The following is a 15,299-nucleotide window of genomic DNA, read 5'->3' as shown; positions in this document are numbered from 1 at the left end:
GCCCAATCCTCCGGTCTGCCCCCGCCGCAGCACCAGCGTGCCTGTTCCTCACTCCCGGCCATACGGCGCCCTGTTCCACACCGACAACCCATTGCCGCATACCCCCTGGGGGTATACAGTCCTGGCCGTGGAGCTCGACAGAGCCACATCGGACGAAGGGGCTGAGAGCCATGGACCACAGCGCACACCTGACCGGCACCACGCACGACCACTCCGCTCACGCCGGCGACCATGGCCACCACAACCACACCGGAGCGGCGCACCATGGGCGTCACACGGGGGCGTCCTGGTCGACGGCGGCGAAGGCGACACTGCACTGCCTGACCGGCTGCGCCATCGGCGAGATCCTCGGCATGATGATCGGCACCGCGCTGATGTGGGGCAACGTCGCCACCATGGTCCTGGCGATCGCGCTGGCGTTCCTCTTCGGCTACTCGTTCACGCTGTTCGCCGTGCGCCGGGCAGGACTGGACCTCAAGTCCGCGGTCAAGGTGGCCCTGGCCGCCGACACCGTCTCCATTGCCGTGATGGAGTTGGTCGACAACGCGATCATCGCCCTCACCCCGGGCGCGATGGACGCCCACCTGTCCGACGGACTGTTCTGGTCGGCCCTGCTGGGCGGATTCGCGATCGCCTTCCTGATCACCACGCCGGTCAACAAATGGATGATCGGCCGCGGCAAGGGCCACGCCGTCGTCCACGCCTACCACTGACGAACCCCACAGGCCCACGCGGTCGGGTCGCCCCTGGCAGAACAGGGACGACCCGACCGCGTTTGCGTCACCGAGACGAGGCGAGACCCGGCAGAGCGCCGGAGCCCAGGTCCATCAGCGGCGCGCGGCTCGCCCATTCAGCGACGGCGAACAGAGCGTGTGCCACCACCGCGCCAACCAGGGCAGCAGGGCGCAGGATCCACCGTGCGCCCCTGCGCGGCTCATGGGTGTGCAGGACACCGGCACCCAGCAGCAACAGGGCCAGCCGTACGAGTCGCAGGGCCCTTCACCCAACCTCGTCCCGTTGCCTACGCGTCGCGCCGGGGCCCGGCCGAGTCAGTCCTGGGGACGGAGGCCGGCCAGGGTCACCGTCACGAGCCGCCGCACAGCAGCCTTCGACGACAGGGTTCCGGCCCCGGCGAGTGCGTGCAGGCAGTAGCCGGCCAGTTCGTCCGGAGAGACGTCGACCCGGACCTCGCCCGCCTGAACCGCTTCGGCCAGCAGCCCCCGGACGAAGTGCCGCAGATGCTGCTCGGCGTGCGCGACATGGTCACCCCGGTGCAGGACGGCGGACAGCTCTCCCCCATGTCCGTGCCGCTGCTGCTGGATCAACGCGTAGCGCTCCAGCACCGCTTCGAGCCGCTCACCAGGGGTACCGGGACGGTCCTTGAGCTCGGCGAGTTCGGCAAGGTGACCGGCGATCTGCCCCTCGTGCCACGCCGCCATGATCGACTCGACGTCCGGGAAGTACTTGTACAGCGTGGCCCGCCCGATGCCGCTCTCCTCGGCGATCCGCGACATCGTCACGCCCCGCAGCCCCTGCTCGGCCACGAGCGTCGCCGTGGTCTCCAGCACCGCGTCGCGCACGGCGCGGCGATGTTCCTCGATGGTCTCGTTCCACAGCCTCGGCACCCGCTCAGTGTACGTGGTGACGGTGGCAATACATCACGCCTTGACGTAGACACAGTGTCTCGATAAAGCTTGGCGCATGGAAGACAAGTCCGAGGCCCGGCCTCGCCCGACCGAGGGAGTCCGCATGGCCGGCTCACCGACCGACAACGAGACAGCTCCCGGCGCCCCGCGCTGGGTGAAGGTCTCGGGCCTCGTGGCGCTCGCCGTGGTCGTGCTGTTCCTCATCCTGCACCTGACCGGGAGCGGCATGGGTCCCGGCATGCACGGCGGCCACTGATGGCCATGCCGCCCGCCCTCCGCAGGCTCGCACTCACCGCGCACGTGGCGTCGTCGGTCGGCTGGCTCGGCTCGGTCGCTGTCTTCCTGGTCCTCGCCGTCGTCGGCCTGACCGACCCGGACACCCAGCGGGTCCGCGGGGCGTATCTCGCCATGGAGACGACCGGCTGGTACGTGATCGTCCCGCTGGCGTTCGCATCGTTGCTGACCGGCCTCGTCCAGTCGCTGGGCACGACGTGGGGCCTGTTGCGCCACTACTGGGTCCTGGTGAAGCTCGCCCTGACCGTCGCGGCGACGTTCCTTCTTCTGCTGCACATGCAGGTGACCGAGCGCGTGGCGGACGCGGCAGCACGCACGAGCCTGTCCGGCGGCGACCTCAACGGACTGAGGGTCCAGCTCGTGGCCGACGCCGCGGCCGCCGTGGCCGTCCTGCTCACGACCACAGCACTGTCGATATACAAGCCGCGCGGCGTCACCCGCTACGGATGGCGGGTGCAGCACAGGCAACGAGCCGAACGGGCCGTTGGCTCTGCCGCGCAGACGGCGACCGCGGCGCGGGGCTTCTGAGGCGCGCTGAGGAGGCCGCCTCGGATGCCGATGGTTCCGGGAAGACCTCGCGTTCTGGTCCACCTACGCGCTCGCCGGATGCGACCAACACCTCTTCCGCGCCCGCACCGGCACAACCATGGCCACCGAACTGGTCGACATCACCGACGTGATCCTCGACAAGACCACCGTCCTGCGGATGCACGGCTCCCAGATGCACCCGGCCCGAAAGATGTACCGGCCGATCCGGCACGCCTGGACCGCCGCCGCCGACCTCCCGACCGGCACCGGAACCTACGCGGAACGCTTCTACCGGACGGAGTCAGTGTGAAGATCCTCGCCCTCGAAGGACCCTCGTACGCGGGGAAGTCCACCGCGATACAGCACCTGCGCGACCTCGGCATCGAGGAACGGGCATACGTGTCCGACTGCTACGTCCAGCACATCGCCCACCGCGACGACATCCCCCCGGCCCGCACCGACTCCGCAGCCGCGCAGCTCGCCGCCTTCGAGACGTTCATGGACATCGAGAACGCCCGTGTCCGCGCGGCACTCGCCAGCGCCAGGCCCGTAGCGATCCTCGACCGTTCCGTCGACACCCTCCTTGCCCACGCCCACGCCCTCGACGCCCTGTTCGGTTACGACGTCCACGACCAGCTCCGCGACCGACTCCAGGAGCTCCCGTTTCTCCGCCCCCATCACACCCTCTACCTCGACGTATCCGCCGAAGTTCTGAGCCTGCGCCGCAAGACGGCCGGGCACACGACGGCGGAGTCCGACTACTTCCTCCACGATCCGGCGTTCCTCGCCCATGCGCGGGACTACTTCGTCTCAGGAGCGCGACCGCCGGTGGCGAGAGAAGTGACCGTCATCCCCGCCGACACCGGCCCGGCCGACCTCGCGCACGCGGTGGAATCCCTCGTCACCTTCTGGACGAGGTGACCGCCCGATGCCCACCGCCCTCCTCGCGTGGCGGCGCACCCCACCCCCGCTCCTCATCGGCGGGGCCGAGGTCACCCAGCAACTCCTCGCCGAGGAACTCGCCGCAGCCGGCTGGCAGACCGTCTATCTGGGCTCCCATCAAGCCCCCTGGGACCAAGCCGAACAGCTCCCGCAGCTACGCGGTTTCCTCGACGCCCACCACACCCACTATGAGGAGACACAGGGCGAACTGCGCTACCGGTGGAACAGCGTGGACTGCATCGCCGTACCCCAGCACCGGACCACGTCAGTCCTCAGCGGCCTGCTGTCCGGGCTGCGGCCCGACGTCGTGTTCACCTCGCAGGAAGGTGCGGCCGACCTCGCCGCACAAGCCCGGTCGGCCGCACTCGTCGCGGGCATCCTGCACTCCGTATCGAAGACCGGACTCGGCGTCCTCGCCGGCCACCCGCACTACGGTCTGGCCCCCCGACTGGAGGATGGGCCGTTGAGAGATCTCAACGACGCGCTACACACCCTTCATCTGCAAGCTGGTCGACCCACCTTGGCGGAAATGTTCGGTGCGCTCAGTATGGAGGCCAGGGAGTCCATCTCTCGCAGCACTCTGCACACAGCACTTACCGGTCCAAACTTGCCTAGATGGACCGTTATTGACGCCATGGTCGAGATTCTGGCAAGCCGTGCACGCAGTATGACCCCGGAGAAGGAACTCCCTCGGTTCGACGCGCTGTGGCAGCGCGCTGCGCTAGGGGACATGCCGGCAGACGCTCGCGTAGAGGTTCCATTTGTCGACAACGAAGGAAACAGGCTCACTGCGGAGTTGGATCCGTCGTCGTTGCTCAGGCAGCACCTGGATGCTCACCCTGAGGACATCAGCCAAGCCCTCCTACTCCTAGAAGCGCTCAAGGAGAGCCGGGCGAATGAGCACCGACAGAGGTCTCTTGACCTACTTAAGTTCCTTATGGACAAGAACCTCATCTCTCGCGAGGACTTGCCCACTAATCTGCCGATGAAGACGCCTGAAGGGCAACTCGTCGTGGACAAGCCCGAGGGCTTCACCGTCGCCATCGATGTCATCTGATCCGGTTGGTCGGCCACGAGTGGTGAGTGTGCGAAGCCGGCCTTTTCGGCCTCTTCAAGGCCAAGTTGAAGGTAGACCGAAGGCCGACACATCACGGCCCTGTCCTGGAGACCACGGCTTGACGAACCTGACCACCCGACGTGCACCCGTCTCATTCAGCCCCGGTCACGGGCGTTCAGAGCAGTCTCAGAGCCGGGCCCGCTGGTGCGCTCAACCGACCATGAACGCAGGTGAACGCCCTCGACATGATCCGATCCGTGATGGAGGACAACCACCGTGGAGCGAAGGTCCCGTCCCGATCTGAACGGCGCCGCCTGGCGCAAGAGCAGCTACAGCAATCAGGAAGGCGGCGACTGGGTGGAGGTTGCCGACGGGTTCCGGGCCGTCGTCCCCGTCCGTGACAGCAAGGTCCCGCACGGTCCGGCGCTGTGCTTCGAAGCCGCCTCCTGGGCCGCATTCATAGGCGAGTTGAAGGCCGGGCACCACCGTCCCTGAGGCCGCCGGGCCCCGGCCGCCGTCCGCCTTCCGGACTCACCGGGCCCTTGTCCGCGAGGGTCCGGCGGGCCACTGACCTCCTGAAAGAACCGGGGGAAAGAACTACCCGCCCACCCACCCTCCCTGCCGCCAAGAGCCCACGTCACCCGTCCGAGTGACCGGCTTGCAGGCGCGGGACACGGGCGGTTACGTTCGCCGCGACAACCGCACACAGACGACGGCCCCCGGCCGGGAGCGGCTACTTGAGGTCGATCATTCGGACCGGCTGCCCGGTGGTGCGGGCGATGGTTTCGAAGTCACGGTCGTAGTGCAGCAGGGTGAGTCCTGCTTCTTCCGCGGCTGCGGCCACGAGGAGGTCGACGACTCCGGCACTGCGGTGCTCACCCTTGGCGGTGAGCTCGCGCTGGACGACGCGGGCGCGCCGGTGGATGCCGTCGGGCATGGGGCACCAGGTGAACTGGTTCAGTCGTTCCTGGATCGCCTCACGGTCTTTCGCGGAACGTGCGGAGTAGAGGATCTCCAGTTCGGTGAGGTCGCACAGGGCGATCAGCCCGGCGCCCATCCGCTGTTCCCACTCTTCGGTTGCCTGACGCAGCAGAACGCGAGCCAGGGCCGACGTATCAACGAGGTGGTCGGCCACACTCACCGGGCGGAACCACCTCGGTATTTGCGCTTGTCCAGGAGGAGTTCGACATCGAGGGCGCCTTCATCCGCAAGATCCTGCAGTTCATGCAGGGCGCGCAGGCGACGGTTGCGGGCCACGATCTCACGTAGGGCGGTGTTGATGGTGTCCCGTTTCGTGGAAGTGCCCAGCTCCTTCGCTGCGGCTTCCAGGGCGTCGTCGTCGAGATCGATGACGGTTCTGCTCATGAGACCCACCTCCGTATACACCGGACAGTGTATCAATATACATGATCGAATATATCGCAGGGATGGGTCGACCCAGCCCTGACGCTTACGGACCGACGTCAGGCAGCGACAGGGGTGCTTATTCCTGCAAATCCCCCTATCGGTGTCACGGGGACGGAGGCTGCACGGTCTGGTGGGTACAGGTCGACTTCGAGCCGTCACGCGGATGATCGTCAACCTCCTGGCTCCCGGAGGGAGCCGGCCGACCCACTGCCAGGAAGAGAACATTTATGACCACCCCCGCTGTCGCGATCGCCTACCACTCCGGCTACGGCCACACAACCGTCCTCGCCGAGGCCGTGCGCGGCGGCGCCGTGGAGGCCGGAGCCACCGTCCACCTGATCAAGGTCGACGAGATCACCGACGAGCAGTGGGAGCTGCTCGACGCCTCCGACGCGATCGTCTTCGGTTCGCCGACCTACATGGGCACGGCTTCCGGTGCCTTCCACCAGTTCGCCGAGACCACCTCCAAGCGCTGGTCCGTCCACTCGTGGAAGGACAAGCTCGCCGCCGGATTCAGCAACTCCGGCGCGAAGAGCGGCGACAAGCTCCACACGCTCCAGTACTTCTCCATCCTGGCGGCCCAGCACGGCATGACCTGGGTCAACCTCGGACTGCACCCGGGCTGGAACAGCTCCACCGCCTCCGAGGACGACCTCAACCGCCTCGGCTTCTACCTCGGCGCGGGCGCCCAGACCCACACCGACCACGGCCCCGACGAGGTCCACAAGGCCGATATAGCCACCGCCGAGCACCTCGGCCGCCGCATCGCCGAGCAGGCCCGCATCTACGCCGCCGGACGCGCGGCCGTCGGCGCCTGAGCCAACGGCCGCCCCGCCTGCCCCGAGGGCGCGCTGCGTCTGCCGGCAGCACGGCGCCCAGGCCGGGAATTCATGCAGCCGGTACACCTTCGGGTGTGCCGGCTGCTCTGCATCCGCACACCTCGAAGCCGGCGCTGGAGCCGGCGCGTGCGCTGGACGCAGTCCTCGGTGCGGACAACTTGCTGGTGGAACCATGGCCGTACGTGTACCGGGAGGCGGCCTCGGCTGGAAACCCACGTCACGGCACGGTGACCACGGCCTTGCCGCGGGCGTGGCCCTGTTCCACATGGCGTACGCCCTCGGCCGCGTCGGCCAGCGCGTAGGTCCGGTCGACCACCGGGGTGAGCCGGCCGGCCTCGATGAGCGCGGTGACGGCGAGCAGGTCCTCGTGGGTCGGCCCGGCCGGGGCCGTCGGGAGGATCACGCGGAGCTGCTGCCGGGCGAACGTGTTGACCGCCAGCAGCCTCAGCATGGAGCCCATCGCCCCGAACAGGTGGCCGGGCGAGCCGCCGCCGTTTGCCACCAGGGTCCCTGTCGGCGTGAGCGCCTGGCGCAGCCCGCTCAGCGGGCGATTGCCCACGTTGTCCAGGATCACGTCGTAGAGTCCGCGTCCGTCGGTGAAGTCCTCGCGGGTGTAGTCGATGACGTGCGCGGCGCCCAGTGAGCGCACCAGCTCGACGTTACGGGCACTGCACACCCCGGTGACCTCCGCGCCGAGGGCCGCGGCGATCTGCACGGCGAACGTGCCCACGCCGCCGCCGGCCCCGTTGACCAGCACCCGCTGCCCGGCCTGCACCTGACCCACGGTCCGGATGCCGCGCAGGGCGGTCACCGCCCCCATCGGCACGGCCGCGGCCTGCTCGAAGGTCAGGCTCGCGGGCTTGGGCACCAGCAGGTCCGCAGTGGTGCGCGCGTACTCGGCGAAGGAGCCCGGGCAGAAGCCCAGCACCTCGTCGCCGGGCTGGAGGCCGCGCACGTCGGCGCCGACCGCCTCCACCTGGCCGGCCGCGTCGATGCCCGCCATCCGGGACTTCGGCCGGGTCAGCCCCACGGCTCCCGTCAGCCGCGCCACATACGGGTCGCCGCGCAGCATGTGCCAGTCGTAGGGGTTGAGCGCGGCGGCGCGCACCCGCACCAGCACCTGGCCGGCCCCGGCCTCGGGCCGGTCGGTGTCCGCCAGTTGCAGGGTCTCCGGCGGGCCGAACCGGTCCTGAATGATCGCCTTCATCGGGTCTCCCCCATCACCTCGTGATCGGCTGCTGCCCGCTGCCTTCGCCGGGTACGGCACCGGCCGGCCGGCAGCGAACGCTGGGTGTACGCCGTACACCTCCGAGCGTAGGTGTACGGCGTACACCTGACAAGGAGTGAAGGGGACCGATTTCCAACCGAGTTCTAGGCGTGTGCCGCACGGGCGGGAATCGACGCGACGGCGATGACTGAAGACCTCAGGCAGGTGCGGCCGGGGCCCTCACCGGTGGATCAGGTCGTGCCCCGGAGCCGCTCGAGGCCGTCCAGCGTCAGATCCAGAGCGAACTCGAACTCGAACTGGTCGTCGCAGCCCGAGCCGACGACGGACTCCTCGTCGTGGGCGACCGCCATGGCCAGTTCGGTGATGTGGGGAAAGCGCGCGGCCATCTCCTCGGGCGGCATCGCGTCCGGATCCGGCTCGCCGTCGGAGGAGTCCTGGAACAACTCCTGGGAGAAGCCCAGCAGACGACTGCCCATGACGTGCATCGCGTGATGGACCAGGTCGATCGAGAACCCCCCGGCCCGGAAGATCCCGATCATCGAGTCCAGGTACTCCATCACCGCAGGGGTCGGGGCGGCCCTCGCCTTCATCCGCGCCTCGATGACCCCGGACGCCCAAGGGTGACGCAGCAGCATGCGGCGGGCCGACAGTACCCGTCGGCGGATGGCCGTCTTCCAGTCGGTGTCGGTGGCCGGCGGATCGATCTCGCCCACGAGGGCGTCGATCATGCCGTCCAGCAACTCGTTCTTGTTCGCCACGTGCTTGTACAGCGCCATGGGCACGACGCCGAGGGCCTGTGCGATCTTGCGCATGCTGAGCGCGTCGACCCCGCCTTCGTCGGCCAGGGCGACGGCGGTGTCCAGAACCCGCTCCTTGCTCAAGGGGGCGCGAGGCTGCCGGACGGCGTCGGCCTGCCTGGTAATCTCCACCATCCCCTCTCGTACGGGCCAGATCCGGAGCCGGCCACCCTGCCGGGACAGGTGTACAGCGTCCACCTACGGTACCCCCGCAAGGGAGGGCGATCGGCCGGCGCTTCTCCACGCGGCTCGCCAGACCCCCGCGCAGGGGCTCGGCGTCAGGCCGTGCTTGCCCTGGACCGGACTCCAACTCGTAAGGTCGCAGCATTCCCAATAGGCTGTCGCCCAAGGAGAGTTGCATGCGCCACCGCGTTCTGGGCGGGACCGGCATCGAGGTCAGCTCCTACTGCCTCGGCACGATGATGTTCGGTTTCGTCGGCAATGCCGACCACGACGACTGCGTCCGGATCATCCATGCCGCGCTCGACGAGGGGATCAACTTCATCGACACCGCCGACATGTACTCGGCCGGGGAGTCGGAGACCGTCGTCGGCAAGGCGCTGAAGGGCCGCCGCGACGACGTGGTCCTGGCGACCAAGGTCCACTTCCCCATGGGGGACGGCCCCAACCGGGGCGGCAACTCGCGGCGTTGGATCGTCCGGGAGGTGGAGGACAGCCTGCGGCGGCTGGGAACGGACTGGATCGACCTGTACCAGGTGCACCGGCCGGACCACACGACCGACATCGAGGAGACGCTCTCCGCCCTGACCGATCTTGTGCGGCAGGGCAAGATCAGAGCCTTCGGCTGTTCCACGTTCCCCGCCGAAGAGATCGTCGAGGCGTACCACGTGGCCGACCGCCGTGGGCTCCAGCGGTTCCGCACCGAGCAGCCGCCCTACTCGCTGCTGGCCCGCGGTGTCGAGAGGCATGTGCTGCCGGTGGCGCAGCGCCTGGGCATGGGGGTGCTGACCTGGAGCCCGCTGGCCTCGGGGTTCCTGACCGGCCGCTACCGCAAGGGCCGGGCGCTCGATCTGAGCAGCGGACGCCCCACCCTGCACCCGGACCGCTTCGATCCGTCGGCGCCGCTCACCGCCGCGAAGCTGGAGGCCGTCGAGCAGCTCGTCGCCGTCGCCGAGGAAGTGGGCTGCTCGCTGCCGGAGTTGGCCGTCGCCTTCCCGCTCACGCATCCGGCCGTCACGTCCGTGATCATCGGCCCGCGCACGATGGAGCAACTGCGGAGCACGCTCAAGGGCGCGTCCGTGGTGCTGGACGACGCCGTCCTCGACCGGATCGACGAGATCGTGCCGCCCGGAACCGACGTCTATCCGCCGGACGGCGTCTGGACCCCGCCGTCGCTCACCACGCCGGCGCTGCGACGACGCACGGTCGAGTCCAGGACCGCCGCCTGAAGCGGGCAACCCCCTGAAGCAGGCAACCCCGGCGGCGCCTGGTGATGCATCCCCACGTCCTCAGGCGTTCGGCGAGGACGGCGCCCCACGGGTGCGTCGGCGCCCCGCTGGCTAGTCTGCATGCGTGACGACCGAGTTGGCCCTGCTGCCCCAAGTCGCCCACCGTGGACGGGAGATCACCGCGCCCCGGCTGCGCGGCCTGTTGGCGTTGCTTGCGGAGGATCTGCGTACCGGGTGCAGTACGGGCCGGCTGGTGGAGGGGCTGTGGCCGGACGGCATGCCGGAACGGCCGGGCAAGGCGGTGCAGGTGCTGGTGTCGCGGCTCAGGGCGCAGCTGGGTGCCGATCTGGTCGTGAGCACGGCGACGGGGTACCGGCTGGCGCTGGACGAGACGCAGGTCGACTGTTCCGCGCTGCTGTTGTACGAGGCGGCGAGCGCCGAGCGGGCGAGGGCGAGGGATCACGCGGGCGCCTTGGCGCAGGCCGAGGCCGGTTTGGCGTTGTGGGACGGGAGCGTGGGCGCCGGGGCGGGAGAGGAGCTGCACGATCCGGTGGTGGCGCTCCGGGCCGACCGGGTGCGGGTGTTCCGTTCGCTGGTCCGGTCGCGGGCGCTCGCGCTGGCCCGGGTGGGGCGACGGGAGGAGGCGACGGCACCGCTGGCCGAGCTGGCCTCGGCACTGCCGCGGGACGAGGAGGTCCTCGCGGAACTGCTGCGCTGTGAGGCGGCCACCGCGGGCCGGGCCGCGGCGCTGACCCGGTACGACGCCTATCGCCGTCGGCTGCGGGACGAGTTGGGCACCGATCCCGGCCCCGAACTCCGGTCGCTGTACCAGGAGTTGCTGAGCGCGGACGTGGCGCCGGTCCGTCACGGCGTACCGCACGAGCCGAACCCCCTGCTGGGCCGGGACGCCGATGTCGCTGCCGTCGTGGATCTGCTGCGCGAGGTCCGAGTGGTCACCGTCGTCGGGCCGGGCGGGCTGGGCAAGACCCGCCTCGCTCATGCGGTGAGCCGTGCGGCCGAGCAACCGGTGGTCCATTTCGTCACCCTGGCCGGTGTCATCGCCGACGACGACGTGGCCGGTGAGGTGGCCTCCGCCGTCGGGGCCGGGGAAGGGCGGCAGTTCACCGGCGGCGCGGACGCGGTGTCCGGCATCGTCGGCGCGCTGGGTCCGGGGCCCGTACTCCTCGTGCTGGACAACTGCGAGCAGGTGATCCGGGGCGTGGCCGACCTCGTACAGGCCCTGGTGTCGCGGTCGAAGGGGCTGCGGATCCTGGCCACCAGCCGGGCCCCGCTGGGGCTGACCTCGGAGTCCGTGTACGCGCTGCCGGAGCTGTCCCTGGCGACCTCCGTCGAGCTCTTCGAGCAGCGGGCGCGGGCGGCGAGGCCCGGTGTGGACCTGCCCGCCGACCGGGTGGCCCAGATCTGCCGGCATCTGGACGGGCTGCCGCTGGCCGTGGAACTCGCCGCGGCCCGGGTGCGGGTGCTGTCCGTGGCCGACATCTCGCGTCGGCTCCAGGACCGCTTCACGCTGCTGCGCGGCGGCGCCCGCGACACTCCCGAGCGGCATCGCACGCTGCGGGCGGTGGTCGAGTGGAGCTGGAATCTGCTGGAGCCCGAGGGCCGGGCGGCGATGCGGGCGTTGTCGGTGTTCCCGGGCGGCTTCACCGAGGACGCGGCGGAGTACGTGCTCGGCGAGGCGGGGGACGCGCTGACTCTGCTGGAGCAGCTGGCCGACCAGTCCCTGATCAAGGTGGGCGACAGCCCTTCCGGGGCACGCTTCCACATGCTGGAGACGCTGAGGGAGTTCAGCGCCGGCCGGCGGGCGGAGGCGGGCGGGGAGGAGGTGGTGACCGACCGGTTCCTGTCCTGGGCCCGGGATTTCGGCCGCGCTCATCACGATGTGCTGTTCAGTGGCGACCCGTTGCCCGCCTGGCGCCGGATGCGGGCCGAGCAGGACAACCTCGTCCTGGCACTGCGGCACGCGCTGCACCGTGACGACGGGCCGGCCATCGCGGCCGTCACCGCCGTGCTGTCCTCGTTGTGGGCCACCGACTCCAACTTCGCCCGGCTCGCCGCCCTCGCCGCCGAGACCGCCGGGCCGCTGTCCCATTTCCGCCCCGGACCCGGGAACCCCGAGGACGTGGAGCCGGCCCGCAGCGCGGCGGCCGTGTGTGCCGCCAGTCTCTTCATGGGCTTCGGCCCGCACGCCGTACGCCAGCTCGTCACGCTGCGCCGCCTGCCGCCCGCCCGGCCGGACACCCTGCCTCGGGCGATGGGGGTCGTGCTGTGCGCCGCCCCGGACATACGCCCGCCCGAGTACGCGCGGCTGCAGGAGCTCTGCGAAGCCGACGAGCCCATGCTGGCGGGCGTCGCGGCCGGTGTCGCCAGCTACGTATGGGAATCCGAGCACCAGACGGAGCGCGCGCTGGAGTGCGCCCGGCGGATGCTCGACGCGCTGGAACCCCTGGGTAATCCGGCCATGCGGCTGCTCGGGCATGGACGGATCAGTGAGTTGTGCCTGCAGTCCGGGCGGGGCGCGGAGGCGTACGACCATCTGCGGGCTGCGCGGGACGAGCTCAGCGAGTTCGGCGCCTGGTTCGACCTGGCCGGCATCGGCTGGGGGCTGGTGCTGGCCTGTCTGCACCGCGGGGAGATCGACGAGGCGGAGTACTGGCTGGGGCTCACGGCCCTGGACAAGCAGCCGGAGGCCGCCCAGATCTACACGCCCGATCATCCGGCCCGGGCGGAGATCGCGCTGGCCCGGGGGCTGACCGAGGTCGGACTCGGGCTGTGGCGGCAGGCTGTGGAGGGGATGCGGGAGGCCAGCCTGCTGTATGCCGACGATCCGTTCATGGAGCCGTGGTTGCTTCAGATGCAGTCGGCCGCGGTGGCGGCGCACGCCCAGCACGGTCGGCTGGAGCCGGTGGCGAAGCTGGCCGGGGAACTGCGGGAGCGGCTGCTGGAGATGCTGTCCGGCCCGTCGGGCTCCTCCGGCGACCGGGCTCCGGTGGAACTACCGGTGTACGGCACGGTCCTGCTCGCGCTCGGCTTCGTCGGGCTCGCCCGGGGCGACACGTCGGCCGTACGGCTGGTGGCGCTGGCGGAACGGATGCCGGTGGTACGGGAGTTCCCGACCCTCTCCCTGGCCCGGTCCCGGCAGGCGGCGGAGAACGCCGACAGGGCGGCGTACGCCGACGCGGAGTCGGAGTACGCCGCCCTGGGACGGGAGGAACTGCGGGCAGCGGCGCTGCGCGAACTCAATTCCGCGGCTCGCGGTTGAACAGGGACCTGGACCACCAGTAGCCCAGCAGGCTCAGGCCCAGGCACCAGGCCACGGTGAGGACGGCGTTCTTGGTGCCGATCTCGGTGCCCATGAGGAGGCCGCGCAGGGTCTCGATGGCGGGTGAGAAGGGCTGGTACTCGGCGAACCAGCGGAACCAGCCCGGCATGGCGTCCACCGGCACGAACGCGCTGCCCAGGAGCGGCAGGATCATCAGGGGCTGGGCGAGGTTGCTGGCCCCCTCGGCGTTGGGGGACGCCAGGCCCATGCCGACCGCGAGCCAGATCAGCGCCACGCTGACCAGTGCCAGCAGCCCCGCCGCCGCGAGCCACTCCAGCGGCGTCGCATCGGGCCGGAAGCCGATGGCCAGACCGACGCCCAGCACCACGGCCAGCGCCATCAGCGACTGGATCACGCTGCCGGCCACATGGCCGATCAGCACGGAGGTACGCGAGATCGACATGGTGCGGAACCGGGCGATGATGCCCTCGGTCATGTCCATCGCCACGGACACCGCGGTGCCGATCGAGATCCCGCCGATGGTCATGAGAAGGATGCCGGGGACGACGTAGGCGACGTACTCGGAGCGGTCCGCCGTACCGCCGTTCATGCCGGCGCTCATCACGTCACCGAAGACGTACACGAAGAGCAGCAGCAGGATGACCGGGCTGAGCAGGAGGTTGAGGGTGAGGGAGGGGTAGCGGCGGGCGTGCAGGAGGTTGCGCCGCAGCATGGTGAGGTTGTCGCGGAGCGCGTAGGCGGGGGTGCTCATCGGACGGTCTCCTTCTCGGCGGAATCGGTGGTCTGTGCGGGAACGGGACTGCCGGTCAGGGCGAAGAACACGTCGTCGAGGTCAGGGGTGTGCACGGACAGCTCGTCGGCCTCGACGCCGGCGGCGTCGAGCCAGTCGAGGATGGCGCGCAGCTCGCGCTGGCTGCCCCCGCTGGGGATCTGCAGGGTGAGCGTCTCGTCGTCGCGTGTCGTCTCGCGCAGGGCGGTCGCCGCGCGTTCGTACGCCACCGGGTCGGAGAAGCGCAGCCGCACGTGACCGCCGGGGACGAGCCGCTTGAGTTCCTCGGCACTGCCCTGGGCGACGAGCTTGCCACCGTTGAGCACCGCGATGCGGTCGGCGAGCTCGTCGGCCTCCTCCAGGTACTGGGTGGTGAGGAAGACGGTGGTACCGCCGGACACCAGCTCGCGGATGATCTGCCACATGGTGTGGCGGGAGCGCGGGTCGAGGCCGGTGGTCGGCTCGTCGAGGAAGATGATCCGCGGGCCGCCGACCAGGGTCATGGCGATGTCCAGGCGGCGCTTCATGCCGCCGGAGTAGGTGGAGGCGGGCTTCTTCGCGGCCGCCGTGAGGTCGAAGCGCTCCAGCAACTCCGCGGTCACCCGCCGGCCCTCGCTGCGGGAGAGGTGGTGCAGGTCGGCCATCAGGAGCATGTTCTCCTCGCCGGTGATCAGCCCGTCCACGGCGGAGAACTGCCCGGTGACACCGATGGCGGCCCGTACCGCCTGGGCCTCTGCGGTGAGATCGTGCCCGGCGATCCGCGCCTGCCCGCCGTCGGCGGAGATCAGCGTGGACAGGATGTTGACCGCCGTGGTCTTGCCCGCACCGTTCGGCCCGAGGAGAGAGAAGATCGTGCCCGCGGGCACCTGGATGTCGATGCCGTCGAGGACGGTCTTGTCCCCGTAGGACTTGCACAACCCCGTGGCTGCGATCGCGAGTTCTTGATGTGTCGTCGTCATGCCGCAGAGCTTGCGGCCGGAGCGGTTCAGAACGCTTTCAAGCCGGTTTCAGCGCCCTGGAGCGGGCTTCAGAGCGTTGAAACTTGCAGGTCAGGGCGTCCGATGGCGCCCCGCCACGGTGCG

Annotated in this window: 17 protein-coding genes; 10 read left to right on the top strand and 7 right to left on the bottom strand. The window is 69.9% G+C overall.

Annotation, left to right across the window (positions count from 1 at the left end; genetic code table 11):
• The first annotated feature begins 170 nt into the window (after positions 1-170).
• On the top strand, positions 171-713 hold the full coding sequence (locus ACFV7R_RS16135) for a DUF4396 domain-containing protein (protein WP_385263946.1): 543 nt from the start codon (positions 171-173) through the stop codon (positions 711-713).
• Between the two features lie 336 nt (positions 714-1,049).
• Here ACFV7R_RS16135 and ACFV7R_RS16130 read toward each other — a convergent pair whose 3' ends face one another.
• Positions 1,050-1,625, bottom strand: a complete 576-nt coding sequence (locus ACFV7R_RS16130; RefSeq protein WP_385263945.1) for a TetR/AcrR family transcriptional regulator — start codon at positions 1,623-1,625, stop codon at positions 1,050-1,052.
• A gap of 76 nt (positions 1,626-1,701) precedes the next feature.
• Here ACFV7R_RS16130 and ACFV7R_RS16125 point away from each other — a divergent pair, with 76 nt between their 5' ends.
• From ACFV7R_RS16125 to ACFV7R_RS16100, 6 genes are all read left to right on the top strand, one after another.
• Complete coding sequence (locus ACFV7R_RS16125) at positions 1,702-1,902, top strand: hypothetical protein (protein WP_385263943.1); 201 nt, start codon at positions 1,702-1,704, stop codon at positions 1,900-1,902.
• Positions 1,903-1,907: 5 nt separating this feature from the next.
• Positions 1,908-2,468 (top strand): hypothetical protein, encoded by a 561-nt coding sequence (locus ACFV7R_RS16120; RefSeq protein ID WP_385263942.1) that lies wholly within the window; start codon positions 1,908-1,910, stop codon positions 2,466-2,468.
• A gap of 118 nt (positions 2,469-2,586) precedes the next feature.
• Positions 2,587-2,778 carry a hypothetical protein gene (locus ACFV7R_RS16115; RefSeq protein ID WP_385263940.1) on the top strand — a complete coding sequence of 64 codons (192 nt, stop codon included), beginning with the start codon at positions 2,587-2,589 and terminating at the stop codon, positions 2,776-2,778.
• Positions 2,775-3,389 carry a hypothetical protein gene (locus tag ACFV7R_RS16110; RefSeq protein WP_385263939.1) on the top strand — a complete coding sequence of 205 codons (615 nt, stop codon included), beginning with the start codon at positions 2,775-2,777 and terminating at the stop codon, positions 3,387-3,389. The genes ACFV7R_RS16115 and ACFV7R_RS16110 overlap by 4 nt, the downstream gene beginning before the upstream one ends.
• 7 nt (positions 3,390-3,396) lie before the next feature.
• Entirely contained in the window at positions 3,397-4,467 is a 1,071-nt protein-coding gene (locus ACFV7R_RS16105) for a hypothetical protein (protein WP_385263938.1), read from the top strand.
• Between the two features lie 276 nt (positions 4,468-4,743).
• Positions 4,744-4,962 carry a DUF397 domain-containing protein gene (locus ACFV7R_RS16100; RefSeq protein WP_385263936.1) on the top strand — a complete coding sequence of 73 codons (219 nt, stop codon included), beginning with the start codon at positions 4,744-4,746 and terminating at the stop codon, positions 4,960-4,962.
• Between the two features lie 238 nt (positions 4,963-5,200).
• Here the strand turns inward: ACFV7R_RS16100 and ACFV7R_RS16095 are convergent, their stop codons facing one another.
• Positions 5,201-5,608: a PIN domain nuclease gene (locus ACFV7R_RS16095; protein ID WP_385263935.1), complete on the bottom strand. Its 408-nt coding sequence runs from the start codon at positions 5,606-5,608 to the stop codon at positions 5,201-5,203.
• Positions 5,605-5,832 (bottom strand): type II toxin-antitoxin system VapB family antitoxin, encoded by a 228-nt coding sequence (locus ACFV7R_RS16090; RefSeq protein ID WP_385263933.1) that lies wholly within the window; start codon positions 5,830-5,832, stop codon positions 5,605-5,607. Before ACFV7R_RS16090 ends, ACFV7R_RS16095 begins: the two co-directional genes overlap by 4 nt.
• Before the next feature lie 269 nt (positions 5,833-6,101).
• On the opposite strand from ACFV7R_RS16090, the gene ACFV7R_RS16085 reads away from it, so the two are divergent.
• The gene (locus ACFV7R_RS16085) at positions 6,102-6,692 is read left to right on the top strand and encodes a flavodoxin family protein (protein ID WP_385263932.1); all 591 of its coding nucleotides are present in this window, start codon (positions 6,102-6,104) and stop codon (positions 6,690-6,692) included.
• A gap of 238 nt (positions 6,693-6,930) precedes the next feature.
• Here ACFV7R_RS16085 and ACFV7R_RS16080 read toward each other — a convergent pair whose 3' ends face one another.
• Together ACFV7R_RS16080 and ACFV7R_RS16075 are read right to left on the bottom strand one after the other, a co-directional pair.
• Complete coding sequence (locus ACFV7R_RS16080; RefSeq protein WP_385263931.1) at positions 6,931-7,920, bottom strand: NAD(P)-dependent alcohol dehydrogenase; 990 nt, start codon at positions 7,918-7,920, stop codon at positions 6,931-6,933.
• 251 nt (positions 7,921-8,171) lie between these two features.
• Positions 8,172-8,873, bottom strand: coding sequence for a TetR/AcrR family transcriptional regulator C-terminal domain-containing protein (locus ACFV7R_RS16075; RefSeq protein ID WP_385263930.1), 702 nt, complete (start codon positions 8,871-8,873; stop codon positions 8,172-8,174).
• A 224-nt stretch (positions 8,874-9,097) separates the two neighbouring features.
• Here ACFV7R_RS16075 and ACFV7R_RS16070 point away from each other — a divergent pair, with 224 nt between their 5' ends.
• Positions 9,098-10,147 carry an aldo/keto reductase gene (locus tag ACFV7R_RS16070; protein ID WP_385263929.1) on the top strand — a complete coding sequence of 350 codons (1,050 nt, stop codon included), beginning with the start codon at positions 9,098-9,100 and terminating at the stop codon, positions 10,145-10,147.
• 124 nt (positions 10,148-10,271) lie between these two features.
• Positions 10,272-13,427, top strand: a complete 3,156-nt coding sequence (locus tag ACFV7R_RS16065; RefSeq protein WP_385263928.1) for an ATP-binding protein — start codon at positions 10,272-10,274, stop codon at positions 13,425-13,427.
• Here the strand turns inward: ACFV7R_RS16065 and ACFV7R_RS16060 are convergent.
• The gene (locus ACFV7R_RS16060) at positions 13,405-14,199 is read right to left on the bottom strand and encodes an ABC transporter permease (RefSeq protein WP_385263926.1); all 795 of its coding nucleotides are present in this window, start codon (positions 14,197-14,199) and stop codon (positions 13,405-13,407) included. The genes ACFV7R_RS16065 and ACFV7R_RS16060 overlap by 23 nt on opposite strands.
• Positions 14,196-15,176, bottom strand: coding sequence for an ATP-binding cassette domain-containing protein (locus ACFV7R_RS16055; RefSeq protein ID WP_385263925.1), 981 nt, complete (start codon positions 15,174-15,176; stop codon positions 14,196-14,198). Before ACFV7R_RS16055 ends, ACFV7R_RS16060 begins: the two co-directional genes overlap by 4 nt.
• Positions 15,177-15,299 lie beyond the last annotated feature (123 nt).

This window comes from Streptomyces sp. NPDC059866 (assembly GCF_042731325.1).
Classification (GTDB): Bacteria; Actinomycetota; Actinomycetes; order Streptomycetales; family Streptomycetaceae; genus Streptomyces; species Streptomyces flavusporus.
This window is presented reverse-complemented; position numbering and strand designations above follow the sequence as displayed.

Excerpts from the sequence above, each read along its gene's own strand:
- ACFV7R_RS16055 (WP_385263925.1), bottom strand. The coding sequence starts at position 15,176 with ATGACGACGACACATCAAGAACTCGCGATCGCAGCCACGGGGTTGTGC.
- ACFV7R_RS16120 (WP_385263942.1), top strand. The coding sequence starts at position 1,908 with ATGCCGCCCGCCCTCCGCAGGCTCGCACTCACCGCGCACGTGGCGTCG.
- ACFV7R_RS16075 (WP_385263930.1), bottom strand. The coding sequence starts at position 8,873 with ATGGTGGAGATTACCAGGCAGGCCGACGCCGTCCGGCAGCCTCGCGCC.
- ACFV7R_RS16115 (WP_385263940.1), top strand. The coding sequence starts at position 2,587 with ATGGCCACCGAACTGGTCGACATCACCGACGTGATCCTCGACAAGACC.
- ACFV7R_RS16080 (WP_385263931.1), bottom strand. The coding sequence starts at position 7,920 with ATGAAGGCGATCATTCAGGACCGGTTCGGCCCGCCGGAGACCCTGCAA.
- ACFV7R_RS16070 (WP_385263929.1), top strand. The coding sequence starts at position 9,098 with ATGCGCCACCGCGTTCTGGGCGGGACCGGCATCGAGGTCAGCTCCTAC.
- ACFV7R_RS16090 (WP_385263933.1), bottom strand. The coding sequence starts at position 5,832 with ATGAGCAGAACCGTCATCGATCTCGACGACGACGCCCTGGAAGCCGCA.
- ACFV7R_RS16125 (WP_385263943.1), top strand. The coding sequence starts at position 1,702 with ATGGAAGACAAGTCCGAGGCCCGGCCTCGCCCGACCGAGGGAGTCCGC.
- ACFV7R_RS16060 (WP_385263926.1), bottom strand. The coding sequence starts at position 14,199 with ATGAGCACCCCCGCCTACGCGCTCCGCGACAACCTCACCATGCTGCGG.
- ACFV7R_RS16085 (WP_385263932.1), top strand. The coding sequence starts at position 6,102 with ATGACCACCCCCGCTGTCGCGATCGCCTACCACTCCGGCTACGGCCAC.
- ACFV7R_RS16135 (WP_385263946.1), top strand. The coding sequence starts at position 171 with ATGGACCACAGCGCACACCTGACCGGCACCACGCACGACCACTCCGCT.
- ACFV7R_RS16105 (WP_385263938.1), top strand. The coding sequence starts at position 3,397 with ATGCCCACCGCCCTCCTCGCGTGGCGGCGCACCCCACCCCCGCTCCTC.